Genomic DNA, 21,968 nt, shown 5'->3' with positions numbered 1-21,968 from the left:
ACCATGCGTCACGCATCCATTATCAAAACTGGCCTTTCCGTCGCCTGCTCGCTGATGATCGCAGGTTGCGCGGTCAATCAGAGCGACATCAACGCGGCCTACGACGGGGCTCATCGCATCGGGAGCGACGCGATGGCCAATCTGCCTGGTTCGATGGCGCTGGTGGAAGACGTGCCAACGGCGTTCCTCGGCGACCGGCTGGTGCCTGTCGCGTATGAAGCGACGCTGCCCGCCACCTTCCGCGAGAAGAAGGTGACGATGCCTGCGAACATCGGTATCAGGCAGATTTCGACGCTCATCTCCGGCGCGACCGGTTATCCGGTCCATCTGAGCCCCGACGTGTTCGTGCCGCGCAGTTCGCTGGTACCACGCGAGACGGATTCCTCAGGCGGCAAGGGCAGCGCGACAGGAAACGGTAATGGCTATGAAGAGCCTGTCTACGGCCAGGTTTTCACGGGCTATGCCGGCGCGTATCTGACCCGCATGGCAGAAGACCTCGGTCTCGACTGGTCGTTCGACGGCTCGACCATCAACATCACGCGCTTTGTCACGCGCATGTATCAGATCGCCGCGATCCCGGGCAAGGTGTCGATCAAGTCGACCATGTCTAAGGGCATGGACACCTCGACGGGCAACCAGGCGAACGGCACCGGCGGATCGGGCGGCAACACGGGCTCATTCGCTGCCCAGACCTCAACGGGGCGGGAAGGGGATTTCGACCAGATCAAGGCAATCAAGGATGCGCTCGACAAGCTGCGCTCGCCAATGGGTCGCGTGACCGTGAATCCGCAGAGCCGTCTCGTGATGGTCTACGACACGCGTGAGGCGGCAGACCGCATGGGCAAACTGCTCGCCCAGGAAAACGCCGTCTCGACGCGTCAGGTGATGCTGCGTGTGCGTACGCTGCAGATCGCGCTGAACAACGGCAGTCAGGCGGGCGTGAATGCCGACGTGGTGTTCAACTATATCCAGGGCGGTCTTGCCAGGTATGCGGTCAGCTTCACGTCGCCCACATCGCTCTCGTCGGGCGGCGGCACGGTCGGCCTGTCGGTGCTGCAGGCGAACGCGCCGTTCTCGGGCACGAACGCTGTCATCAATGCGCTGAACCAGTATGGCCGCACGGTTCAGGACAGCACGCAGACGAAGATGACGCTCAACGGCCTGCCCGTTTCCATCGCCTCGTTCCAGAGCGACGATTATCTGCGCTCGACATCGCCGTCTGCGGGGAGCCTCACGGCCACGTCTGGGGGCGTGCCGGGTCTCACGCCGGGAACCGTGACCACGGGTGACTTCGTCAACATCCTGCCAGCGGTCAACGACCACAACCAGATCATCCTCTCGTACTGGGCCGACAGTTCGAAGCTCAATGGCCCGTTCACGTCGGCGTCGGTCGGCTCTGGCCAGACGCTGCAACAGATCCAGCTGGCGCACACGACAGGCAGCAAGGAGGACCAGACGATCGCGCTGTCTGATGGTCAGACGGTCGTGCTGTACGGCCAGATGACGGACCTTGCGAACAGCACGACGAATGGCGGTATCGCGGGTATCACGGGTCTGTGGAACAAGTCGAAGACCTTCCAGGTGATCATGCTGACGGCTACGGTCGTCCCGTCGATGTGAGCACGGGCATGCACATTACCGATCCGCTGCCGCGCGAGAAGAACGCGCGCCTGGTCTTCGGACTGGACTGGCGCGCGTATCCTGCAAAACAGATGCGCGCCGAGCGCCGCCGATACGCCGATGATTTCGGCGCGACGCACTACATCGAATACAAGGTCGGCAAGGACGCCATCGGTGGTTTCTGCGCACCTGAGACGGGCGAGATCAAGGGCGCGCGCCTGTATTCGGGAGCGGCGCGGATCGCCCAGCACGAACGTGTGAAGGGAAGGGCTGCCGTACTCGTCATGCTGCAGGATGACCAGCGCGTGCACGTCGTCTTCGTGGTGCGTGGTGTCGTACGCAGCGACGAGGTTCTCACGGTACCGAAGGCGCACGAAAGGCGTCTGACGATCGAGCAGGAATGCCTGAGGCTGAACCTGACGTTAACGACGCTCGGCTCCGGCCAGGCCGTGGGAGACGTGGACGAGAGCTTCGGCGCGGCAGCGCTGCTTGACGATCGCAAGACGGGGCGCATTTCGAAACTGCCGGCTAACGTGCCGACAGTCGTGCCGGTTCTCGTGATTCTCGTGGCCGTTGTCCTGGGTGGCATGCAACTGAGGGACCTGTTGGATCCCCCGACGCCGCCGGCCCCGAAAGAGCCGTCGCTCGAGGACCGGTACGCCGCGCTTGTGCGTCAGACCTTCGCCGCGAAGATGCCGCGCGCCAATCTGCTCGCGCCAGCGCTTCTTTCCACCCTTGGCAGTAGCGAATCCGTCGTGGCGGGCTGGGTCTTCGAGAAGGCAGTGTGCGCGACGCAGGGCTATTGCTCGTTGACCCTTCGCCGGTATGGCGGCAGTTTCGATGACCTCCGCCAGGCGGCGCCCGAAGCGATGCGTCCGCTGCGCTTTGATGCGGATGGTCTGCGTGCCGGAGCGCGCGGTCCGCTGGTGCCGGGCGTCGCGTTCGTGACAGCCAGTGACCAGAAGGCGTGGCCGACCGAGCAGGGACTGATCGACGCGCTGCAGACGCCACCACAGAAGCTCTCGACCAAACCGTTCGAGCTGGTCAGCTACGGGTACACGGTTCACATCGAACCTGCCAGGCCGTTACTCGCGATTCCGCCGGGGGCAACCGGCCCGCGGCCTGCGCAGATGATTCGCGTCGGGGCGTGGGAGATCAACGGCTTTCGCTGGCAATCACCGTTGCTCGCGAAGCTGCCATCCAATATGACGCTCGACTCCATGACCGTTGAGCTGAAGCTGACCGAACAGGGCGCAACAGGGAAGGCGAACGGCGGTGCAGGCGACCAGGGCGGAATCCATTTCACAGCGAAGGGCAAATACTATGTTCTCGACTAAACGGCTGACAGCGCTTGCCAGCGCATTGATGCTGGTCACCGGTGCTGCGCAGGCGCAACAGATGAAGCCGGCTGCGCCGAAGTTGCAGACGGTCAGCGTGCGCGTCCCCTCGGCCAATATCGACACGGGGACGGCCGTGTCGGCTGGCGCTGCACCGGCAAGCGCAGCGTCTCAACCGGTCTCCCAACCTCCAGCCCAGACGGTACCGGCCGCCGCTACGCCGCATCTGTCGATCGATGAGATCGACCAGATCACCCGCTCAAAGATCGCACGCCAGCTTGCCGGCGATAGCGGGCCGCAGGGCAGTGCGGTCACGCTCAACACGCCCGCACCGGCAACCGCGCCTGTCAGTGCGCCGGTCACAAGGCCGATAACTGCGAGTGCCCGCGTGGAACCGGTGCGCTTCGTCGGCGCTTTCAGCGATGTGAGCGGGCAGTCGGTGCTGTACGAGTACCGCAGCGCCTCCTATCCCGCGCATGTCGGCGCGAAGCTGCTCAATGGCTGGACCGTGAAGCGGGTTGATGGATTTGTTGTCACCGTCGGGGATGGCAAGCGTACCTGGACGGAAACCATCAGCGGCGGCACGACCAGTACATCGGACAACCCGCAACAATCCGGCGGGCCGACACGAACACTGAGTGATCTGGGTGGTCCGCTGCCTTCTTCCTTTCCTCTTTCCGCTACCGCGCGATAAACGATGAGCCTCTTCAACGGTATTGAAAAAGACGAGCCGTCCTCGCGCGGCATACTTGGGCGGTTCCGTGCATTGCGCGCCGGGTTCACTGACGAATCCCCCGCGTCGATGCCTATTGCGGGTGCAGACCGCAAAGACGAGACGAATCGCGAGCCGCGCTTCGTGCGTAAGGACAGGCCGCTCAAGGCAGAGCCAGTGGACGCGAAGCCGGGGCAGCCGATGACGCTTGGCATGAGGCTGAGAATGGCGGACGTCACCGACGTCGATGCCAATGACAGCAACGCGCACGAGGCGGTCGGCGTCGATCCTGCACAGCGGGAGGCACCCCCTCACGCGGCGCGAGTTGAGCCGACGACTGACCACGCGGCTGAAGCGCAACAGGCCGCGGAGAACGTCCCTGGAACGACGCAGGCCGATGTTCCTGAGTCAGCGATGGCGTCACCCGTCATGGGACGCCCTACGGCTGAATCCGACGAGTCTCGGGTCGAAGCGCATGACGTTGCACCGCAGGAAATGCCGCCGACACAGCCCGCCGACGGGATGCATGAGGTGCACGAACTCCATGCTCAAGCGGACGTAGTGTCGCAGCAGGCCGAATTCCTCCCGTCAGGCCTGCCGCAACTGGTGGCCGCCGATGCACTGGGTTTCAAGCGCATCCTGAGTGAACGCGGCCAGGACGCGACACTGCGCATCACGGATTCCGCACGCCGTGAGTTCGTGGCCGTGGAAGTGCAGGCCGGGATGGCAATCGTCATCACGACGCGTGCATTTCACGAGTCCGCGCTTTATCCGACGTATGTGATGGATCTCGAGCGCGCCGACATCAAGGTGCATGAAGAGATGATCGCAACGGACGCGGTGATCGCCGCGATCTACGCGCGCGAACGCAACCGGTCAGCCGCGATCATCCCGGAGAGCTCGCGCGCGATCGGCACGTTCCGCGATGTGACCGAAGCCGCAGTCGCTTACGGGGCCGGCGATATTCACTACGAGTACCGCGATTTCAACGACGATGTCGAAGCCCGGTTTCGTGTGAACGGCGACCTCTACACGTACCGCAAGCTGCCCAAGGCGCTGGTGCGGCGCGCGCTGTCGGCCGCCTATCAGGATCTCGTCGCGCGTAACACCAACTCGGGCGAGACGTTCCAGCCCACGGCGTCGCAGTCGGCGATGATCCCACTCGTTGTGCATTCGGACATCGTCAATATCCGCTGGCAGAGTTCGCCGCTCGTTGGTGGTTTCGATGTGGGCCTGCGCCTGCTCGACGGCAACTTCCGCAACCTCAAGGTGCTGATGCCGGAACAGATGGGGCTGCAGACGTCCCAGTTGCGCATCGTTCAGGCGCTGGGCAACGTCAGCGGCGGGGTCACGGTCCTGACCGGCGAGACGGGCTCAGCCAAGTCCACGTTACTGCGCGCGATGTCCTTCATGCTCGCGTCGCGCGACCTTCGCAAGCAGTTCGCAGTCAATGAGCCGTCCGAATATCCGCAACCGTGGCTCTCGGACATTTCGATTCCGCGTCGTCCAGATGAGACCGACGAAGAAGCGAACCGCAAGTGCGCCGAGGTGATCCGCACGCTGATGCGCATGGACCCGGACGATGTGACGGTCGGAGAAATCCGGGACCGTGTCGTCGCCGGACTCGTGGCGGAGCTCGCACTCACCGGGCATCCGGTGCAGACCACGCTTCATGCGGACAGCGCGATCGGTGCCTTCATGCGTCTCGCCGGTGGGCGCCTGCAGTTGCCGATGGATGAAGTGTCTTCCGAGAAGTTCATCAATGCAGTCGCGAACCAGAAGCTGATCCCCCTGCTGTGCCCGCATTGCAAGGTGCCGGCGCGTGACGTGATGTCGGCAGCGCAGATCGAAACGCTCGAACGCAAGTTCGGTCTGGACACATCGAAGATGGCGTGCCGCGACGAAGCCGGTTGCGAACACTGCCGCCTGAAGGGACTGTTCACGCGGGCGGGTAAGGTCGCGGCCGGTACGAAAGGGCAGACGCTTGCAATGGAGATCTTCCGGCCGACGATGGAGTTTCTGGATCGCGTTGCCGAACGCGACTGGCGCGGCGCCGAGCGGGTATGGCGATCGGCGCGCACGACGGGGTTTGACAGCGATGACATGACGGGCAAGACGATCTATGAGCACGCGCTCTACAAGGCGTCGCAAGGGATCATCGATCCGCGCTTCATCGACACGGCGATGCGTCCGTTCGACGAATACCGGATCTTCGCTGACCGTGACGGGAGGCTGCCGTCGTGATGCGAGGACTGATTCATACGCTCTTCATGGCGCTGCCGCAGAAGGAGCGGCTGCGCATTGCCCGCTGGCGCTTCCAGAAGATGCGCGAGACTTTCTATCGCGAGACACGGCTGGACGTGGCGGCCAAGGGGCTGCGCAATCGTGAGACGCTGCTCGAGCGCCTGACGACTCTCGAAAAGCGTCATCGCTCGCGCAGGTGGCTGACGTGGCCCGTGTTCAATGCGGTTGCGAAGCGCATGGTGGCGGGCGACGACTTTGCCACCGCGCTCAAGCCGTTCATTCCGAGCCAGGAACACGCGCTCCTCGATATCGCGGGAACATCGACGCGCGAAGACGCCGCGGTGCGGGGGCTGGAGCTCGCGGAAATGGCTGCGCACGCGGAGGGTGTGCTCGCGTCGACAACGTCGCTGGAGATGGCCTATCCGGCATTCCTTATCGTCTATCTCTACATGTTCTGCATGCTGTTCGGCGGGGAAATCTTCCCGGCTGTCGCGGACACGAAGCCGGTCGATCAATGGTTGCCAATAGGGCAAACGCTCTATGCGATCGACACGTTCTGCTACGAGTACTGGTGGCTGAGCGCTGCGATCGCCGCGGGTCTGGTGTCGTTGTACTTCTGGACGCTCAAGCGCTGGACCGGACACTTCCGTAACCGCGTCGATGCGTTGCCGCTGATGTGGCGCAACCGGCGCGACCTGCGTGCTGCGCTGCTCATCGTGTCGCTTGCCGGTCTCTTCGATTCAAATCTCGTCCTGCGCGCTGCGCTCGACCGTCTTGCCAAGACCGCCGACCCGTGGCTCCGGTGGCACATCGACCGCATGAGCCGGCGGCTCACGCAACGCCCCGATGAACCGATGCGGGCGCTCGACACCGGCATCTTCTCCGAGATGGTGATCGACACGATCGCCGATGCGGCGGGGCGCGACCAGTTCGTCCAGGCCATCAAGAGTCTCGGCCGGACTTCGCTGGACCGCGTCGTCGCCACCGTGCGCCGCAATGCACGTATCACGCACTACGTGCTGCTCGGCTTCGCCGTCTCGCTGTTTTTTGTGCTGGGCATCGGATCGTACGCGGCGACCGGCGCGGCGAGCTTCGATTCTTCCCCGACTACATCCGCTGTATCAAATTGACCGAGGCAATGAGAAAAATGAACAACAACCTGATCCAGAATCAGACCCAGGAACAACGCAAGGCGGCGATCCTGCGCATGGGACGCCGGCGCAAACAGTCCGGCGAGCTGTCGATCATCGAAGGCGCAGCCGTCATGGCGGGTGCCGCGCTGCTGGCTCTCATCGTCTATGAGGGTCGCAGCTTCGTGATGGATCGTATTCACGCGCACCAGTTCAAGAGCGAGTCGCAACTCTTCCGCAGCGGTATCCAGGACGCGACGGCGAGCGACACGGATTTTTCGGCCGAATCGCTGCTCACGCTGGCGCAGAATCACGCGTTCGATTCGGCAGGCAGCCGGGTGAACAAGACGGCCGGCACGCTGACCGGCATCTTCGGCGGCCCGGTGACAGTCGCGGTCGCCACCATTGCCACGACCGACGATGCGATGGTGGTGACCTATCCGGTTCCGGCGACGGTCTGCTCACTCGCGGTTGGCGCGGTGGCAGGCGCCTATACCAAGGTGACCGTCAACGGGACGACCGTCTCAGATCCCAATACGACCTTCAGCCAGACGGCTGCGGGGACGGCGTGCAGTTCGGGTGGCGCGACGGCGAGCATTGCGATGTACGCGACGCACAACAACTAAGGACAGTCGCCCATGTTCAGCATCGTTGAGATGGTGGTCGTGCTGGTGGCCGCTGCGCTGATGACGACGGTCGCGATCAAGGAAGACGCAGCGAAACGGCGCGCGCAGGTCATGACGGCCGAAGGCCAGAACGAGGCGGTCATCAACTCGGCCTTATCTGACTGGGTGACCAACAATTACGCGGCGCTGATTGCGGGCGGCCCTGTTGCGGTGGTCGCCAACCCGCCGACGCTCAATGACCTGTTCACGCAGGGGAACCTGAAACAGCCGCACGCACCGGGACCGTTCTGGGGCGGGTCGTACGTGATCAGCATGAGTGTGGGGCCTGCGACGTGTTCGGCCAGCAACGGCGACTGCCACGTCACGTACGTCATGTATCCGTCGAAGCCGCTCACGCGCGGCGGGGTGCCGGATATCGTCGGCGCGTCGCAGATTGCGCAGGCTGGCGGCAATGCGTTCGGATACTCGAAAACGCAGAACGCTGGAACGATCACTGGCCTGAACGGTGCATGGACGGCGACCAATCCGCTGGGCAATGTCCCGGCCGCGATCCTTGCGACCAATGGGCCAACCTCGGACGGTAACTCGGTCTATATCCGACGCGACGGCGCGCTGACGTGGACGGGGGACCAGAACGTCAATCACGTGAGCCTGCATAACGTTCACGATCTGGATGCAGAGGGGACGGTGAGCGCGGCGAATGTTGGAGCCACGGGCGCGGTGGCGGCAAGCGGTGCGGTAGCCGCGGGCACGACGGTCACGGCTGGTACGACTGTCACCGCGGGCACGACGATCGGAATGGGCAGCGTGGGCTGGCCAAGAACCGCTTGCCCGGCGGTGAATGCCATGGCCGGGGCAAGCGACGGGTCGGGGCTGATGCTGTCGTGCCAGAAGCTGTCGGGCGTTCTGCAATGGATGCCGGTTGGCGGACAGAAGCTCTGGTACGGCTACACTTCGATCCTTTCTGGCGCCGGTACCTATGTGCCGAACCCTGAGTGCCCCGCAGGCGGCACACCTGGGATAGTTGTGTCGGGGCAGAGCATGTACACGGACCCGACAGCCACGATCAATTACCCGACTTCAGGAACGGGACCGTGGACGGTCTACATCACGGACGGCAGCGGCGCGATCATTGACGGGCGCGCGGTCGCTTCTACGTTTTGCTCTTATTGAGGGAGAAGAAATGAGCCTGACGAAGCTCATCATCAGGGTTGGGGTGTACGTGTGCGCGCTGCTGTGCAGCCACGCGGTGTTGGCAGGGCCAGTGAGGTGTTCGGTCAACAATCAGGATTCAACGTGCGTCACGCAGATCACGACAGGGTGGCAGACCGCGCCTACATGCTCTAGCGGACCGGGCTATACGACGGTTTCGGCGGCGCAATGGATCGGTTCGAAATACTCAGATCCCGTGTGCAACTACCAGGCGCCACCAAGCTGTGCGCCTGGATGGATTCAAAGTGGGCCAGACTGGAATGGGTCGAGCTGGGTGAACCTTGGCTGTACTGCTCCCAGCCCGCCACCGAAAACGATAGTGTCGATCACGGGATTTTGGGTATGGGGGGCTTGCGAGACCTTCACCAATGGGAACAAATCTGGCTCGATGCCAACAGCGGTCTATCAGAATAATTGGTCCGACGGATCAACCACGTATTTCCAGTATTGGTTCGGTAACCAATACCCGGTTTTGATGGACGGTCAAGGGCGGCCTTACGTGACGTCCATTGGCGACAATTGGGACACGTACGCTGACGGGAACACGTGGCCGCTTGCGTCGTTATACGCGGTGGCTGCCGGCTATCCGGGCGCTTCGATTCCACCGCAGCCCGCATACGCTTGTTCGGGTTTTAACCACTAGGCGATAAGAAAGTTCGCAAACGCCACAAAACGTGATGTCAATAAAAAAGCCCCGGTCACTGCGCGGGGCTTTTTCCTGCTGGCGGAGAGCGCCGCCATACCGGCAACCTATCGGCCGCGTCAGCCCACGACATTACCCGTCGTGAAGGTGAAGTTGCGCGAAAATGCTGTTCCATTGCGCGTGCCGGTGAGAGATACCGAATAGGTCGTATTAGCAGTCAGCGGCGCAGCAGGGTACGCAACTGCTTCGAACGCCGACAGTTCCTGGTTAGGATCATTTGTCGAATTCAGGACTTGCAGCGTGATGACGTTACCCGACGTGTCCGTGTAAGTGCCCGACGTCAGCACGATCGTATCAGTCGGGTTGCCGACTACCGCGACGGGCGTTCCGAACGCACCGGAAGTATTCGGCGGGGTCGGAAATTCCCCCGCCTCCTTATATGGCACGCCAGTGGTGCCTTGACACGGGAACGTCAGTGGCAGATTCCCTGAAAGTGATTGCAGGTTCGCGATCGAGACGGACGAATGGATTTCGGGGTATCCGTTGTACGTCGTTTCATTCCAGCCCACACCAATTTCCGTAACCGGCAAAGCAGCGACTGCGATGTGATAGACCCCACCTAGCCATTCATTGACAATTTGCTGGCCATAAGCCGCTTCACTCAACGTGGCGTTTGTGTAATAACCGGCGCTCGCGCCCCCGGTATAGACACCCGATCCCGGGAATCCGAAATGAACCGCGCGGTCAGCGTATGTAACGCCGGTATAGCCGGTGTTGGTCGCTACCTCTGTATCGCTGATCGTGCCGCCGTTCTGACCCATATAAGACGCATGAGCCTGCGCGGCCTGATCCAGTTGAGTGTTCTCGACGAAAGCGGGAAATCCGCACTGCTGCCGCTGCTGGTTGAGCGTGTTGAAAACAGCGAGTTGCGCGCTATCAGCGGTGTACTGCGGCGTCGTTACGTTGGCGCTAGTCGCCGTGGACGCTGGCGGGGTGCTGCTGCTCCCGTTGTTGCTGCTGCCGCCGCTGCTGCTACCGCTGCTGTCACCACCGCCCCCGCCACCGCCGCATGCAGCGAGGGCAAGCATGGCCGCGAAAGAAATGGCTGTCAGAGTGGAAATGTTCTTCTTCATTATTGAATCCTTGGATTTGTTGTTGGCCGTGCCCCTTGCACGACCTTGATTCCATCTTATCGAGCGGCGCGCAAAGTCAAGTCGCGCCCGGTCGCGCTCCGGAAATCGTCGGGCGATCGCGCCGTTGTCGGATTGGGCATTCTATTGATATCGGTAAATTCACGTAAGAATTGAGCGAATCGCCCAGTATCTGGTCCAAAGAAGTCTGGGGGATAGGCGGTGAGCGCTCAGGTGCGCCGCCGGCGACGCCGCCAGTGAAACACGCGAAGGCCCACGAAGGCCGCGATGAGCAGGCCGCCGGTCGCCACCGGCTGGAGCTTTGCCACGACGGGGATGAGGCGCGAAGCCATATAGAGGCAGAAAAAGACGACGGCGACCCGGCCAAACCACGGTGCGCTCAGCATCGAGAGAAGGCGCGAAGGCTGGCGACCGGCCCATTCCTGGTATCCCTCGTTGACCGTTTTCAGGTCGAACCCTTCGGCCAGTCGGGCCCGCTCGTCGCGATAGAACTGCTCGTACTGCTCGAAACGGCCGTCACCGCGGCCGTCGAGCCACGCGGCGTTGCTCTCGGGTGCGAGATAGTCGAAGTCCTCCATCGTCATCTTCATATTCGGTCAGTGCACCCGTCCCGCAAGCCATGCGACGACGCCGACCGCATCCACAATCACGTTACCGTCTGCTTCCGAATGGAATGCACCGGTCTCGGGATTCTGCCAGCCGAACTGCGCGCTGCCGTCTGCGCTGAAGACGACCAGCCCGGCGGGCAATTCCGATTGTTGCGCGATGTCAGGCGTCACGCGTTTTCCTCCGCGGCTTCTTCGCGTTGAGCTGCTGCAGGCACGCAGGGCATGCGAAGCGGTTATGCACCTCGATCTTCGTGTCGTTGTTCGAGACAACATAGTGCGTGGTACAGGAGCGGCAGGGAGCGACGGTGAGACGCGTGTCGGCGGCCATCGAGCGGGTCAGGTTCCAGCCTCGATCTGCGGAGATGAGCCGGCCTTCGAACAGGCGCGCGTAGATATCGTTCGTCGCAATGAGCGCCTCGGGTGCGTTGGCATCCATCGCAATCGCCGACCGGTACAGCCACATATAGGTCGTGGCGTGCAGGCGGTGAAATGGACTCTCAACGAACCAGGGCAGCGACGTGGCGACGTTGCCGCACGGCGAGCTTCTGCCGTGGATCTTCTGGTACAGCGTTCGCATCTGGTGCTGGTTCAACTGGAAGAGCGTCGAGGCTGTCGAGGCGCGCAGGCCATGCGCCATCATGGCGGCCGCGAAAATTTCATTGGTCGCCCGTCCGAGTCGCAGCCCACTCCAGTCGGCCCGGATCGGCAGCTCGCCCGCGCGCGCCGGCGACGTGCGCATGATCAGATGCGCAATCATTTCATCGGTCAGGCTGCTGGCGGCAAACTCGTACCAGAAGGTGGGACTGTTAAAGCGCCAGCGGAAGAGGGGCAGGCCTTGCATGCCACCCAGCGCGAGGTTGAGCTTGTACTGCGGCACCGACCGCAGATATTTCGCCAGTTCCGTCGTGATCCCGAGCAGCGGCGCACACAGCACGCTCATGTTCAGCACCTGGGTGACCAGATTCAGAAAGGCGACATTCTGGTGGTTGACTGCATACAGGGACAGGTGGTCGAGCGGCGGCGTCTTGCGACGCAGGATGTCAACGGCCACGGTCGTCGGCGTCTGGTCGACAAAACAACGCCAGTCCTCGACGGTTTGCAGCGTGGGCTCGACCATCAGGAAAGGCGTGCGCAGCAGGTTGCGCAAGGAGGCCTGATTCAGTTTGAGCTGGTCGATCTCCTCGCGGGAAATGTTCAGCACCTCGCTGAAGCGGCTGTCGTGCCGCAACATCAGCTTCAGGTGGTCGACCAGGTTGAAGTTCGTCACCTGAATCACTTCGTTGAGCCAGTCCGGGACGTAGAGCCGCTCGACGGCGCGGTAGTTATCTTTGTTTTCCATCATGTATTTCTTTTTCTCTTTCTCTCTAATATGCGGCGGCCATCAATCAGGCTGCGCGTGCGGCAGCCTGCAACTCCCCGTGAAACTTGCCGACGAGGTCGGCCAGCGCCGTGAACAGACCCGTGAAGGCCTTGTGCGCGCCGTCTGCCGTGACCAGAAGCTGGGCGCTGTGGTAGTCCTGCATGAAATCGCCGAACTTCTGGAGCAGCCCCTTGATCTTCTTCTCAAGCAACTCCTGCTCTTCGATCTTCCTGGCCTCCGCGTCCCGTCGTTGCTCGAGCGCGGCAACCTCCGCTCGCATTGCCTCGGCCTTCTCGCTGGCTTTCTTGAAATCGTCCATCGCGTTCTGTGTCGCCTCCTGGAGATTCTTGATGTGTTCAGGCAGCGTCGGCACAGGGACTTCCTTCGTCTGCACCTTTTCCGATGCTTCGCGCAGTTCGTTTGTTCGGGTGGTCAGTTCGCGCTCGGTATTGGCAAGCTGGTTTTGCAGCACACTCAGCATCCGCTGGGCTTCGGCGAGTTCAACGAGCGTGCCATTCGCGTTCTTCTTCTCCTGCTCGATCTGCTGTTGCAGGCGCCTGGCTTCCTCAGTGAGGCGGTCGCGGTCGGATTTCGTGTCGTCAAGCTCTCCCGCGACATCCGATAGCTGGTTGGTCACGACGTCAAGGCGTGTGTCCTTTTCCGCAAGCTGGTCGCGATAGTCGGCGATGAGCTTCTTGATTTCCCGTCTGCTCAGCTCGGGATTCTCCTTCTTCGCATCGACGACCATCTCAACGATCTCGTCACCGACGTCGTTGCCAACCAGCAACTGCATGTCGCTCAGTGAAAGTATCTGCACGGCCCCAACGTTCGTACTGAATTTCTCGTAGCAGCGGATATACAGTTTCACTGATGACCGGGAGCGCCGGAAAACCTGCTCAAGGAAGCGGTAGACGAGTTCCGTAGCGGTGCTCCGGGACTTCGGCGTATCCCCGAGGCGGCTGACGAAATCGTTCTGCACGCGGGTCAGGATATGGGCAAAGTTGCCGCCGATACGCATATGCTCCTGAAGGATCTTGCGGGTCGAGTGTGCGACTTCTTCGCTTTCGGCCACGATCGCGGCGACAAGTGAATCATCCAGCTGGCCGGCAAAGAACTGCCGCGCGGCCTGACTGATTTCGCGTTGGTCCGGAATATGGGCAAATGCGGGGGGCAACGACTCTTCCAGCGCATCAGATCGGTCTGCACCGCCTGCGTCGAGGCGGGTCGGGTCGAACTCGTCGTTGTTGACTTTCTTGTCCTTGCTGTTGCTCATGATGGTGTGTGTCCTTGCTCGTTTCGGGAGGAAGCCGGTTCGCAGGTGTTGCGCGAAGCGAAGCCGACGGAAGTCTGTCGTTGACGCTATGCGTTGCAGGCCGCGTAGTGGTTGCCCGGCCCGCGAAAGGCGTCGATCAGTCTCCTGACTTCCCGGAGTGGAAGGCGCGGGTCAGCTTTTCTGGCTGCCACGATGACGGCGACGAGCTCATCACTCGCACCCGCGAGCAGATGCATGTCGCTCAGGCGGAGGTGCCGGATGGCTTCCGGATTGGTCCCGAATTGCTGGTGGCACCGGAGGTAGAGCCTGGCGCTGGAGCGGGAGAGGTTCAATTCGCGCTCGACGAAGCTCAATGCCCAGCTGGTGGCGTGCTGCCGTATCACAGGCTTGTCGCCAAGGTTCTGCGTCCGGTCCTGCTGGACAAGATGCACGATGTCGGCAATCGCCTTCGCGATCATCATGTGTAAGCCGGCCGCGGAGCGGTCTTGTGAGGAATGTTTAACGTTTTTCATTTCTTTTCTGTTCTGTTTCCGTGTGGCGTGACACTGCACTCTGACCTTTCTGATGCGCGTAGCACTCATCCCCTGGCCAGAATACGCTTCGTTTTTCGCCCGTTTCGGCTGAAAGGCGCACGATTACATGCAGCTTTTGTGACAACCGTCACTTTTGCGCGAAGCAAAGGTTGAATCGGCAAGCATTCGGGAACCTTTAGAAATTCCGGGCAATTTATTTAGGGTTTTCCCTCGGTTCATGCGGATTGCATCACGCGTATGCGATGCGCATGAATTGCCGCGTCACCGGTGACAGCCACCGCCTGAATTGCGCGCCAGGCGTGGTGCACGTTCACCGGTAGATCGCCCCTCGCGTCGTGGCGTGCCTGGCGGGCTCGCAGCCATTGATGCAGGTCGGCGCGACGAATGAGATTGGCGGGGAGGGCGGCCGAAATTTCGCAGCGGTCACTCGCGAACACACCCAGACCTTCAACCGGCCAGGTGCCGGGCAACACACCCCGCAGGAAACCAACCTTGGACCGGTTCTGGCGAAGCGGCGAGCGGCGTGTTTCGCGTTGGCCGTCGGCGCCGATGCGCACAACGGTTTGCGCGTCAGGGCCGGGCAGGATGCTGCCTGCCCAGTTCTTGGTTTCGATGACGAAGATACCGAAGGGCGTAATCGCGAGATGATCCAGTTCTGCCGTCGGGAACTTGGTCCCCGGCGCGTGGTTCAGCAGCAGGGCGCCCGGGTGGAGGTAGAAGTTCTCGCCGCACAGCCATTGCAGCGCGGATCGTAGTTCCGCCTGCACGAGCGCCTCGCCTTCGTCGCCGCTTTTCTGATTGCGCGTGGCGGGTGCGGTGGTGGAGTCTGGCTTGCGTTGGCGCGTGAGTGCCCGCCAGGCGAATACGCAGCCGGACACGACAAGGATGGTCGTCAGCATCGTGGGAACCTCGTTGAGTGGAGATGAGTTCCAGTCTGCCGCGTAATTTTCGAAGTCAAGTCGTCGCGGAATCGACGCAGAAACCTGGAAGCTTTCTTTCCGCCTTCATGTAATCCCGAAAAGCTATATGGTTTAGTCGAGCTTTCCGGGTTAAGGCCGTCAGCCGGCTGACGCAATGGCGCGAGCAGCCACCAGGTGCGAGACCCGCCTGCCTTTTAAGCTGCACGACTTTCGCGAGCATTCAGATCTGTTGGGAGATTCGCGCGCGGTAATCTAGGCTCATCTCCGCGTCGTCCCCGACGCATCGACATGCGTGACGGTAGTCGCGCGTCCGTTCTGCCTCTCCCTCATCTTTTTTCCGTGCTGGTGTTCCCGTATGGGCCCTTTTCCGGGTTCCTACGAAAGCGCCTCGCGCCGAGTTTCCTTGCTCGTCCCGAGCATCGAAACCACCGGACGTTGTCCGGACATTCCCTTGTGCGTGAATTTTTCTGGAGAGAAAAATGCTGAAAGTTCTGTTCAACGGTGCCCTGAAGACACCGGGCAAGCTGGTCGCCCTTTGTCTGGTCGCCTATCTCGCGACCATTTCGTTTGTGGTCTCCGGCTTACTCATCCTGCTCGCTGCTCGCTGGGTGTACAAGGCGATGATGAAGAAGGCCAAGGAAATTGAAACTGCCGAAGCCGAAGCGCAAGCCGCACGCATCGAGACTGAAAAACTCGCTGCTGCTGCTAGAGCTGCTGACGCCGCGAAAGCTCGCACCGCTGCCGTTGCACACGCAACGGCGGCTGCGAACGACCCGGCTGCTCAACCGGCACCGATGAAGCAATATGCAAAATCGGCTGTCGTTGTTCCGTTCAAAACCGGTACCCAGTAACCGGGTGCCTTAACCACATACCGTCACCCTGGGCTTATGCCCTCGGTGACGGCACCTCAACCCATGCCGGGAATCCATTCCCGGTTACGGGTCATTGGGTTGCCGGCCAGATACCGGAGCAATCCATGGAAACGCATGTGGCTGCCTGGCAGCTGGACATGTTCGGCGATTCCTCGCCGGTTCTCGTCACTACCCCCCGGCCTGACCCTCTTCCCGATCCGCAGTTCTGGAGCGCAACGGTTCGCGACAGGATGGTCGACGCCCTGATCTCTTTCGCAAGTGACAGCCGTCGCGGCGATACCATGCCCGAGTCGCTGATGGATTGCGCGGCCCTGTTGTCCGACCGTCTGTGTAACCGCAAGCTCGACGTCGACGACTACCGCGCGACCCTGGGCTGGATCATGGGATATTGGGATGGTGCGCTGCCGTATCTCTTTGTGTGCGGGGTCAGCGGCGTTAATCACGAGATTCTGCAGGACGCGATACTGGACACGCCGCTGCTGGCACACGATCTGCGCGAGCTGCAACGCATGTGCTTCGGCACGTTGCTCTAGGAGGCAGCATGGCAAACGCTGGATCACTCCTTACCCGCGTACTCGCGGACCTTTTCCCCGGCAAATCCACCGCACAACCCACCTCACCGTTACCTCAGGCCAGCGCACCGGCCGCACCTGTCCAGACGCCCGCGGCTCACCCGACCGGTAGCATCAGTGTGCCGCACGAGATAGGGCAGGGAGCGGCAAACGAAACGGTGGTGACGATCGGTGACACGCCGCACCTGTTCGTCGACGAGGGCGATCACATTGTTGAGTTCATCCCCGCCTTCGATGACCACACCGAGGAAACCGAGTTCGGCCTGAAGATCGTGCCCGATCTCGCTCCCCACTGGTCACAGGTAGCTTCTCATCGTTGCACGCTCAAGGATGCGATCGTCACCGCGATTCGTGGGGGCAGCACATCGGGGGGCAGCACATCACTCAACATCCCGAAGTCGGAGCCACGTGACCCGAATGAAGCGCCGACCCCTGAAGCTGGGCTTGCTGCTTCGCACGTGAGTGGCGATGACGACCGGCCCGCACGCGGCAGCGCCACGCGCGCCCGAACGCGAGGGGAGTCGAATGACGCCGCCGTGATGGGGCGCATCCTGTCCTGGGGAGAAGAGCGGTTCCCGGATCGCAACAAGCCCGGGCGCTTTTACAAGTCATTCGCCATGCACATCGACACGACGACAGGCGAGCGAACGCTTCAGGGTGAAGGCCTGAAGGACGCAATCGCGGAATGTCACTGCGTCGTCGGTGATGTTGTTTCAGTGCGGCGCCTGCGCAAGATCAAGGTCCCGGCATTCCGTAGCGATGGCAGTCCGGTCATGGTCGAAGGCAAACAGATCATGTGGGACAAGTGGCTATGGTCAATTACTAAATAGAGGAATCAAGAATGGCATCAGTCAACAAGGTAATTCTCGTCGGCAACCTCGGCGCAGACCCTGAAGTTCGATATCTTCCAAGCGGCGACGCTGTGGCAAACATCCGTCTTGCGACGACCGATCGCTATAAGGACAAGGCCTCAGGCGAGATGAAGGAAGCGACCGAGTGGCACCGGGTCTCGTTCTTCGGGCGCCTCGCCGAAATCGTGTCCGAGTATCTGAAGAAGGGCTCGTCGGTGTACCTCGAAGGGCGCATCCGCACGCGCAAGTGGCAGGCGCAGGACGGCACCGATCGTTACTCGACCGAGATCGTCGCGGAACAGATGCAGATGCTCGGCGGCCGCAGCAGCAGCGACAGCGGCGGTGACTTCGAACAGCGTGGTGGCTCGCGGGCCAGCCGGCCAGCGCCGGCCTCGCGTTCCAGTGAATCGCGTGCGCCGGACAATATTGGCACCCGCGCGCAACCTCCGCAGCCGTCTCATGGCGGTGGCGGTGCTCCGCGTGGTGGCGGCTTCGATGAGATGGATGACGACATTCCGTTCCTGGGTTTTCACACCCGCTCGGCGTGGTCGATCATCTGATCCCGGAAAGGCTCACCGCTCTTCCAATTCTTCCCCCGTAACACCTCACCTTCGCACCGACACGCCTTCGGGCGTGTCGTGCGACGGATCTTCTGCAACGGCCGTTCGCGCCTGTCTTCTATTTCTATCCAGCCAGCACGTCTGCTGAAAAAAGCCGCCCGCAGCGCGCGGACCGCTTTTTTGAGCACGCGTTCTTACGCCTGTCTCAGGCACCGACCTAACCCACTTCCGCAAAGGAGAGTGACTATGAGTTTGAATGGAAGGGAACTCACGCCCGAGCAGTACACGTGGCTACAGCGCAAGCTGAAGGAGTTCACTCGCTCCCCGGAGCAATGGATCTCGCTCCTCGTGAGCTATGGCGTGCCTGCTGACCGATTGACCGGCAAGGCGTGTGCGTGTCCCGTTTGCGGCGGCGACGATCGGTTCACCTACGACAACAGGCGTGGGCGAGGCGACTGGGTATGCCGCCATTGCAACAACGGCGACGTGATGGCGGGCGACGGCCTTCAGCTGATCACACGTGTCAACCGGATGGGGCTGTACCGGCTGATGCGCGAGATCGACGGTGGTTCTGCGCCGCGGGCAATCCGCGCTGCTCGCACAGCTGAAGCACCAAAGCCGAAGCGTAAGGCAAGCCCGGAGTTCACTGCCAGGCGTCTGAGCTCGATGTGGGATGCTGCAAAACCACTGTCGGCGGGCGACCTTGTGATGCGCTACCTGGGCGCCCGCGTGCCTGGCCTGCGCGTTGCACCTTCGCCGGCGCTGCGGCTCGGCATGCTCGAGTACCGGCACGAGAAGAAGGTGATCGGCAGCTGGCCGGGCATCCTCGCGCGGTTCGAATTGCCCGATGGACGTCTGGGTACGCTGCACCGGACATTTCTGGAACGATCGACGCCTGCAAAGGCGCGGATCGTGTCGGCCGAGGGCGAAATCCTTGACCCGAAACTCAACGACATGACGCTCAATCCGCTTGCGGGCGGAGCAGTGCGCCTGATGGAGCCAGTCAATGGCGAAATCGGTGTCGCCGAGGGGCTCGAGACGGCCTGTGCTGCGCACATGCTGTTTGGTGTGCCGACGTGGTACTGCCTGAACATCGGTCTGCTGCGTCAGTTCGTTGTGCCGGAAGGCCTGGGTATTCGCGTCGTGCACATCTTCGTTGATTTCGATGCGGTCGATCCAAAGACCGGCAAGTCCGTCGGCGTCGCAGGTGGCGTCGAGCTCGCGAAGCGTCTGAGAGCCGAAGGGTTCACGGCCATCGTTCACCGGCCGCGTGTACGCGGAACCGACTTCGCTGACGAGTGGGTTGCACGGTGCGCGAATGCGGTGCCGTCGACGGAGAACTGTCGCGGCGGTGTGAAGGCTGCTCAACTCGCAGAAGCATTGCAGTAAGCGCGGCTTTCGCCGCACCTCTTTAATCTTGCCCGGTGGGGATATTCCCCGCCGGGGAATATCTCGTCGGGCTATTTTTCTGGAGAAGAAAATGCGCTCGTTCCAGGTTCTCGTGGGTGGGTTCGCGATCGTTGCTACGAACGGTGCCGAAGGCGGACGTCAGCCGGTCGTCAAGTCCGAAGCAGTGGCCTTTGATGTGATTGACCGGAAGGCCGCGGGCAATACGCAATACGCTAGCCGTGACCAGAGTTTTGATGAAGCGTGGGACTTTTGCGCCCGCCGTCTACTTGTTACCGCGGCTCCCCGGCCGCACTGATCGGTATGGAGAAACGGCTCCCCCAGGATATTGGGGGAGCCGTTTTTTTTCGTCTGCGCGTTTCGCCAATTTCAGGACTTCAGGATGGCCAGGCATACCACTACAACGATAGCGAAGACCTTCCACAGGCGCCAGATTTCGCTCGACCACACCGCGCCAGCCGCGCCCGTGATCAGCAGTATGACGCAGAGGTCCATGTCCACCACGTGCTTGCTCGCGAGCATCGCGGCGAACCACCACAGGGCGACCGACGCCACAAAGATGATCGCGCGGCGTGCGAAGAACGGCAGCGCCATGAACCTGCTGTAATAGTCGGTCGGACGTTCGATCGGGTCCATTACTGAGCATCCTTCTTCCGGTTCGTGTACCACACGAGCACATCGTAGCTGTACCAGCCTGCGATGCCGGTGGCCGCGGCCGTCGCAAAAAACACCCACGTACGCAGTTCGCCGAGCGGCAGCCCGCCGCGGACGATTTCGATCAGTTCCAGCATACAACCTCCAGTTAATGTTGCACCGGTGCAAGGCGCGGCGCGCCATGAACACACCGATGCGATAACCCATCTTCGCATCACGACACAGAAGTCAAGTCAAAGGAAAGCGGCAAACTGGTCGGCGATGTCCTCGACGTTGTGCGCTTCTTTGGCCTCCGCTTCGTTGACCGGTTGCTCTGTTCTGCCGACCGATTGTCTGGCCTCGCTGGATGACTCAATCGCGGCAAGGGATGAAGCAGAATGCAAGCGTGACGCTAGTGTGTCGGAAGCCTCAGACATCGCCACCGGGCGGCTATCAGGCGTGCCCGCGCCCTGAAGCGCGGACTCTGCGAGTAGCCTCAGGATCGTTGCGCGCTGTCGTGCTGAACCGGCCGCGCTCAATCGCGCATGGAGGGCCGGTGTGGTCACCTCGTCGATGACCAGCTTCATTCTGAATTTTTCGTTCATGCTTTCGCGGCGGCCGTGCGTTCGCGGGCGAGCCCGGCCTCGCCAACGATCAGGAAGCCTTTGACGTTTGCCGTGCAGGGCGAGTCGATGATTTCGAGTGTCACGCGCGGGAACGCCTTGCGGATCGCAGGCGCATACAACGCACCACCGCCGCCAGACAGAATGATCGAGCGGACGTTGGTGAGCTGGCCAACGTTGTTTTGCATCTCCTTGACGACACCAGCGATGACCGGTTGCGACTGTTCGAGGTATGGATCAAGGTCGATGTCATTTCCATAGAAGAAGAACGGCTTGCGCTCGCGCAAAGCCTTGTCAATGCGTTCGATGTCCTCCACCTGATCATCCTGGTCGCGCGAGATGAGTGCCGCGATGCGCTGGTAAATCTGCGATGCGCCGCCGGGGATACCGTCGCTGCGCTTGTCGTCCATTGTGAAGCCGTTCGCATAGACCCAGTCGGTCGTGAAATAGCCGACGTCGATGACAAGATGCGCGCTGTCCCGACCGAACTCGTTCTGACGATTGGTTGATGCGGCCACGAGGGAGCCGAGCGGCTGTGGGATGACCACTACCTTGTCAACAGTGACGCGGCCCGGGCCATAGTCAAAGGTTCCGGTAAAGCGATCGCGCAAGGCGCCGGAATACTTCTTCATGTTATGGACGGGCAGGCCAAGCACCAGGCGTTCGATATGCGTTAGACCCGCGAAGTGGATGGAACCCATTAGAAGTGCCGCATAGTTGTCCGACAGAACGTAGTCGTTCGATAGGGCGCGACCGGTGTTGCCGTAGGCAGCGGTCAGGGAAACGTCTGGCCCGACCTCGTACTCGATCTGGTCGATGACAATCGTCGCGACCTTCCGGGACGTGAGAACGCTTTCACCATAACCGGATAGGGTGCGGCTGGCTGCGAGGGGAGCCAGAGACGGGTGCATGCCGGTGGCGATGCTCCCGCTCGCCGCGCGCAGTGCAGATTTCGTGTTGCCGTAGCCGACGTCGACAGCGAAGACAGAAGTTTTCAAGTTGACTCCGTTTTTCCAGGATGAGGGGCAAAGTGGCACTCAAGTGACACTTTGGATGGCTCGTAAAGGTTCGCTCGGCGGAA

At 61.6% G+C, this 21,968-nt stretch carries 24 protein-coding genes; 13 read left to right on the top strand and 11 right to left on the bottom strand.

Annotation, left to right across the window (positions count from 1 at the left end; genetic code table 11):
* Positions 1–3: 3 nt before the first annotated feature.
* The 7 genes from BC1002_RS33470 to BC1002_RS33440 are packed head-to-tail and all read left to right on the top strand — an operon-like array spanning position 4 to position 8,842.
* Positions 4–1,620: a type II secretory pathway protein gene (locus tag BC1002_RS33470; protein ID WP_013094407.1), complete on the top strand. Its 1,617-nt coding sequence runs from the start codon at positions 4–6 to the stop codon at positions 1,618–1,620.
* Between the two features lie 8 nt (positions 1,621–1,628).
* Positions 1,629–2,957, top strand: a complete 1,329-nt coding sequence (locus BC1002_RS33465) for a type 4b pilus protein PilO2 (protein WP_013094406.1) — start codon at positions 1,629–1,631, stop codon at positions 2,955–2,957.
* Entirely contained in the window at positions 2,944–3,651 is a 708-nt protein-coding gene (locus BC1002_RS33460) for a hypothetical protein (RefSeq protein ID WP_013094405.1), read from the top strand. Before BC1002_RS33465 ends, BC1002_RS33460 begins: the two co-directional genes overlap by 14 nt.
* A 3-nt stretch (positions 3,652–3,654) precedes the next feature.
* Entirely contained in the window at positions 3,655–5,913 is a 2,259-nt protein-coding gene (locus BC1002_RS33455) for an ATPase, T2SS/T4P/T4SS family (protein ID WP_013094404.1), read from the top strand.
* The gene (locus tag BC1002_RS33450; protein WP_013094403.1) at positions 5,913–7,043 is read left to right on the top strand and encodes a type II secretion system F family protein; all 1,131 of its coding nucleotides are present in this window, start codon (positions 5,913–5,915) and stop codon (positions 7,041–7,043) included. Before BC1002_RS33455 ends, BC1002_RS33450 begins: the two co-directional genes overlap by 1 nt.
* 17 nt (positions 7,044–7,060) lie before the next feature.
* Positions 7,061–7,669, top strand: a complete 609-nt coding sequence (locus BC1002_RS33445) for a type 4 pilus major pilin (RefSeq protein ID WP_013094402.1) — start codon at positions 7,061–7,063, stop codon at positions 7,667–7,669.
* A 12-nt stretch (positions 7,670–7,681) separates the two neighbouring features.
* Complete coding sequence (locus tag BC1002_RS33440; protein ID WP_013094401.1) at positions 7,682–8,842, top strand: hypothetical protein; 1,161 nt, start codon at positions 7,682–7,684, stop codon at positions 8,840–8,842.
* 801 nt (positions 8,843–9,643) lie between these two features.
* On the opposite strand, the gene BC1002_RS33430 is transcribed toward BC1002_RS33440, so the two are convergent.
* The 7 genes from BC1002_RS33430 to BC1002_RS33400 all read right to left on the bottom strand — a co-directional run bounded on the left by BC1002_RS33430 (position 9,644) and on the right by BC1002_RS33400 (position 15,348).
* On the bottom strand, positions 9,644–10,657 hold the full coding sequence (locus BC1002_RS33430; protein WP_013094399.1) for a CAP domain-containing protein: 1,014 nt from the start codon (positions 10,655–10,657) through the stop codon (positions 9,644–9,646).
* Positions 10,658–10,884: 227 nt separating this feature from the next.
* The gene (locus BC1002_RS33425) at positions 10,885–11,265 is read right to left on the bottom strand and encodes a hypothetical protein (protein WP_013094398.1); all 381 of its coding nucleotides are present in this window, start codon (positions 11,263–11,265) and stop codon (positions 10,885–10,887) included.
* Between the two features lie 6 nt (positions 11,266–11,271).
* Positions 11,272–11,454 carry a hypothetical protein gene (locus BC1002_RS33420; RefSeq protein ID WP_013094397.1) on the bottom strand — a complete coding sequence of 61 codons (183 nt, stop codon included), beginning with the start codon at positions 11,452–11,454 and terminating at the stop codon, positions 11,272–11,274.
* Positions 11,444–12,622 carry a FlhC family transcriptional regulator gene (locus tag BC1002_RS33415; RefSeq protein ID WP_041736191.1) on the bottom strand — a complete coding sequence of 393 codons (1,179 nt, stop codon included), beginning with the start codon at positions 12,620–12,622 and terminating at the stop codon, positions 11,444–11,446. Before BC1002_RS33415 ends, BC1002_RS33420 begins: the two co-directional genes overlap by 11 nt.
* A gap of 46 nt (positions 12,623–12,668) precedes the next feature.
* Positions 12,669–13,916, bottom strand: a complete 1,248-nt coding sequence (locus BC1002_RS33410; protein ID WP_013094395.1) for a hypothetical protein — start codon at positions 13,914–13,916, stop codon at positions 12,669–12,671.
* A gap of 86 nt (positions 13,917–14,002) precedes the next feature.
* The gene (locus BC1002_RS33405) at positions 14,003–14,428 is read right to left on the bottom strand and encodes a hypothetical protein (protein ID WP_049870349.1); all 426 of its coding nucleotides are present in this window, start codon (positions 14,426–14,428) and stop codon (positions 14,003–14,005) included.
* Positions 14,429–14,664: 236 nt separating this feature from the next.
* The gene (locus BC1002_RS33400) at positions 14,665–15,348 is read right to left on the bottom strand and encodes a nuclease-related domain-containing protein (protein WP_013094393.1); all 684 of its coding nucleotides are present in this window, start codon (positions 15,346–15,348) and stop codon (positions 14,665–14,667) included.
* A 500-nt stretch (positions 15,349–15,848) separates the two neighbouring features.
* Between BC1002_RS33400 and BC1002_RS33395 the strand changes: the two genes are divergently transcribed.
* The 6 genes from BC1002_RS33395 (at position 15,849) to BC1002_RS33370 (ending at position 19,929) form a co-directional block, all read left to right on the top strand.
* The gene (locus BC1002_RS33395) at positions 15,849–16,220 is read left to right on the top strand and encodes a hypothetical protein (RefSeq protein ID WP_013094392.1); all 372 of its coding nucleotides are present in this window, start codon (positions 15,849–15,851) and stop codon (positions 16,218–16,220) included.
* Between the two features lie 125 nt (positions 16,221–16,345).
* Complete coding sequence (locus BC1002_RS33390) at positions 16,346–16,774, top strand: hypothetical protein (protein ID WP_013094391.1); 429 nt, start codon at positions 16,346–16,348, stop codon at positions 16,772–16,774.
* An 8-nt stretch (positions 16,775–16,782) separates the two neighbouring features.
* On the top strand, positions 16,783–17,643 hold the full coding sequence (locus tag BC1002_RS33385) for a hypothetical protein (RefSeq protein ID WP_013094390.1): 861 nt from the start codon (positions 16,783–16,785) through the stop codon (positions 17,641–17,643).
* An 11-nt stretch (positions 17,644–17,654) separates the two neighbouring features.
* Positions 17,655–18,224, top strand: a complete 570-nt coding sequence (locus BC1002_RS33380; RefSeq protein WP_013094389.1) for a single-stranded DNA-binding protein — start codon at positions 17,655–17,657, stop codon at positions 18,222–18,224.
* Between the two features lie 246 nt (positions 18,225–18,470).
* The gene (locus BC1002_RS33375; protein WP_013094388.1) at positions 18,471–19,613 is read left to right on the top strand and encodes a primase-helicase zinc-binding domain-containing protein; all 1,143 of its coding nucleotides are present in this window, start codon (positions 18,471–18,473) and stop codon (positions 19,611–19,613) included.
* A 91-nt stretch (positions 19,614–19,704) separates the two neighbouring features.
* On the top strand, positions 19,705–19,929 hold the full coding sequence (locus BC1002_RS33370) for a hypothetical protein (protein WP_013094387.1): 225 nt from the start codon (positions 19,705–19,707) through the stop codon (positions 19,927–19,929).
* A gap of 71 nt (positions 19,930–20,000) precedes the next feature.
* Here the strand turns inward: BC1002_RS33370 and BC1002_RS33365 are convergent, their stop codons facing one another.
* The 4 genes from BC1002_RS33365 to BC1002_RS33355 all read right to left on the bottom strand — a co-directional run bounded on the left by BC1002_RS33365 (position 20,001) and on the right by BC1002_RS33355 (position 21,885).
* The gene (locus BC1002_RS33365; protein WP_013094386.1) at positions 20,001–20,267 is read right to left on the bottom strand and encodes a hypothetical protein; all 267 of its coding nucleotides are present in this window, start codon (positions 20,265–20,267) and stop codon (positions 20,001–20,003) included.
* Positions 20,267–20,422, bottom strand: a complete 156-nt coding sequence (locus tag BC1002_RS38580) for a hypothetical protein (protein WP_013094385.1) — start codon at positions 20,420–20,422, stop codon at positions 20,267–20,269. The genes BC1002_RS33365 and BC1002_RS38580 overlap by 1 nt, the downstream gene beginning before the upstream one ends.
* Before the next feature lie 96 nt (positions 20,423–20,518).
* The gene (locus BC1002_RS33360; protein WP_013094384.1) at positions 20,519–20,869 is read right to left on the bottom strand and encodes a hypothetical protein; all 351 of its coding nucleotides are present in this window, start codon (positions 20,867–20,869) and stop codon (positions 20,519–20,521) included.
* Positions 20,866–21,885 carry a PRTRC system protein D gene (locus BC1002_RS33355; protein ID WP_013094383.1) on the bottom strand — a complete coding sequence of 340 codons (1,020 nt, stop codon included), beginning with the start codon at positions 21,883–21,885 and terminating at the stop codon, positions 20,866–20,868. The genes BC1002_RS33360 and BC1002_RS33355 overlap by 4 nt, the downstream gene beginning before the upstream one ends.
* Positions 21,886–21,968 lie beyond the last annotated feature (83 nt).

Origin of the sequence: Paraburkholderia atlantica (assembly GCF_000092885.1) — a bacterium.
GTDB lineage: Bacteria > Pseudomonadota > Gammaproteobacteria > Burkholderiales > Burkholderiaceae > Paraburkholderia > Paraburkholderia atlantica.
Note: the sequence above shows the minus strand (reverse complement) of the source record. Positions and strands in the feature narration are given on the sequence as shown.

Bases quoted from the DNA above. Each gene is read 5' to 3' on its own strand.
- BC1002_RS33470 (WP_013094407.1), top strand. From the start codon at position 4: ATGCGTCACGCATCCATTATCAAAACTGGCCTTTCCGTCGCCTGCTCG.
- BC1002_RS33465 (WP_013094406.1), top strand. From the start codon at position 1,629: ATGCACATTACCGATCCGCTGCCGCGCGAGAAGAACGCGCGCCTGGTC.
- BC1002_RS33460 (WP_013094405.1), top strand. From the start codon at position 2,944: ATGTTCTCGACTAAACGGCTGACAGCGCTTGCCAGCGCATTGATGCTG.
- BC1002_RS33455 (WP_013094404.1), top strand. From the start codon at position 3,655: ATGAGCCTCTTCAACGGTATTGAAAAAGACGAGCCGTCCTCGCGCGGC.
- BC1002_RS33450 (WP_013094403.1), top strand. From the start codon at position 5,913: ATGCGAGGACTGATTCATACGCTCTTCATGGCGCTGCCGCAGAAGGAG.
- BC1002_RS33445 (WP_013094402.1), top strand. From the start codon at position 7,061: ATGAACAACAACCTGATCCAGAATCAGACCCAGGAACAACGCAAGGCG.
- BC1002_RS33440 (WP_013094401.1), top strand. From the start codon at position 7,682: ATGTTCAGCATCGTTGAGATGGTGGTCGTGCTGGTGGCCGCTGCGCTG.
- BC1002_RS33430 (WP_013094399.1), bottom strand. From the start codon at position 10,657: ATGAAGAAGAACATTTCCACTCTGACAGCCATTTCTTTCGCGGCCATG.
- BC1002_RS33425 (WP_013094398.1), bottom strand. From the start codon at position 11,265: ATGAAGATGACGATGGAGGACTTCGACTATCTCGCACCCGAGAGCAAC.
- BC1002_RS33415 (WP_041736191.1), bottom strand. From the start codon at position 12,622: ATGGAAAACAAAGATAACTACCGCGCCGTCGAGCGGCTCTACGTCCCG.
- BC1002_RS33410 (WP_013094395.1), bottom strand. From the start codon at position 13,916: ATGAGCAACAGCAAGGACAAGAAAGTCAACAACGACGAGTTCGACCCG.
- BC1002_RS33405 (WP_049870349.1), bottom strand. From the start codon at position 14,428: ATGAAAAACGTTAAACATTCCTCACAAGACCGCTCCGCGGCCGGCTTA.
- BC1002_RS33400 (WP_013094393.1), bottom strand. From the start codon at position 15,348: ATGCTGACGACCATCCTTGTCGTGTCCGGCTGCGTATTCGCCTGGCGG.
- BC1002_RS33395 (WP_013094392.1), top strand. From the start codon at position 15,849: ATGCTGAAAGTTCTGTTCAACGGTGCCCTGAAGACACCGGGCAAGCTG.
- BC1002_RS33390 (WP_013094391.1), top strand. From the start codon at position 16,346: ATGGAAACGCATGTGGCTGCCTGGCAGCTGGACATGTTCGGCGATTCC.
- BC1002_RS33385 (WP_013094390.1), top strand. From the start codon at position 16,783: ATGGCAAACGCTGGATCACTCCTTACCCGCGTACTCGCGGACCTTTTC.
- BC1002_RS33380 (WP_013094389.1), top strand. From the start codon at position 17,655: ATGGCATCAGTCAACAAGGTAATTCTCGTCGGCAACCTCGGCGCAGAC.
- BC1002_RS33375 (WP_013094388.1), top strand. From the start codon at position 18,471: ATGAGTTTGAATGGAAGGGAACTCACGCCCGAGCAGTACACGTGGCTA.
- BC1002_RS33370 (WP_013094387.1), top strand. From the start codon at position 19,705: ATGCGCTCGTTCCAGGTTCTCGTGGGTGGGTTCGCGATCGTTGCTACG.
- BC1002_RS33365 (WP_013094386.1), bottom strand. From the start codon at position 20,267: ATGGACCCGATCGAACGTCCGACCGACTATTACAGCAGGTTCATGGCG.
- BC1002_RS38580 (WP_013094385.1), bottom strand. From the start codon at position 20,422: ATGCTGGAACTGATCGAAATCGTCCGCGGCGGGCTGCCGCTCGGCGAA.
- BC1002_RS33360 (WP_013094384.1), bottom strand. From the start codon at position 20,869: ATGAACGAAAAATTCAGAATGAAGCTGGTCATCGACGAGGTGACCACA.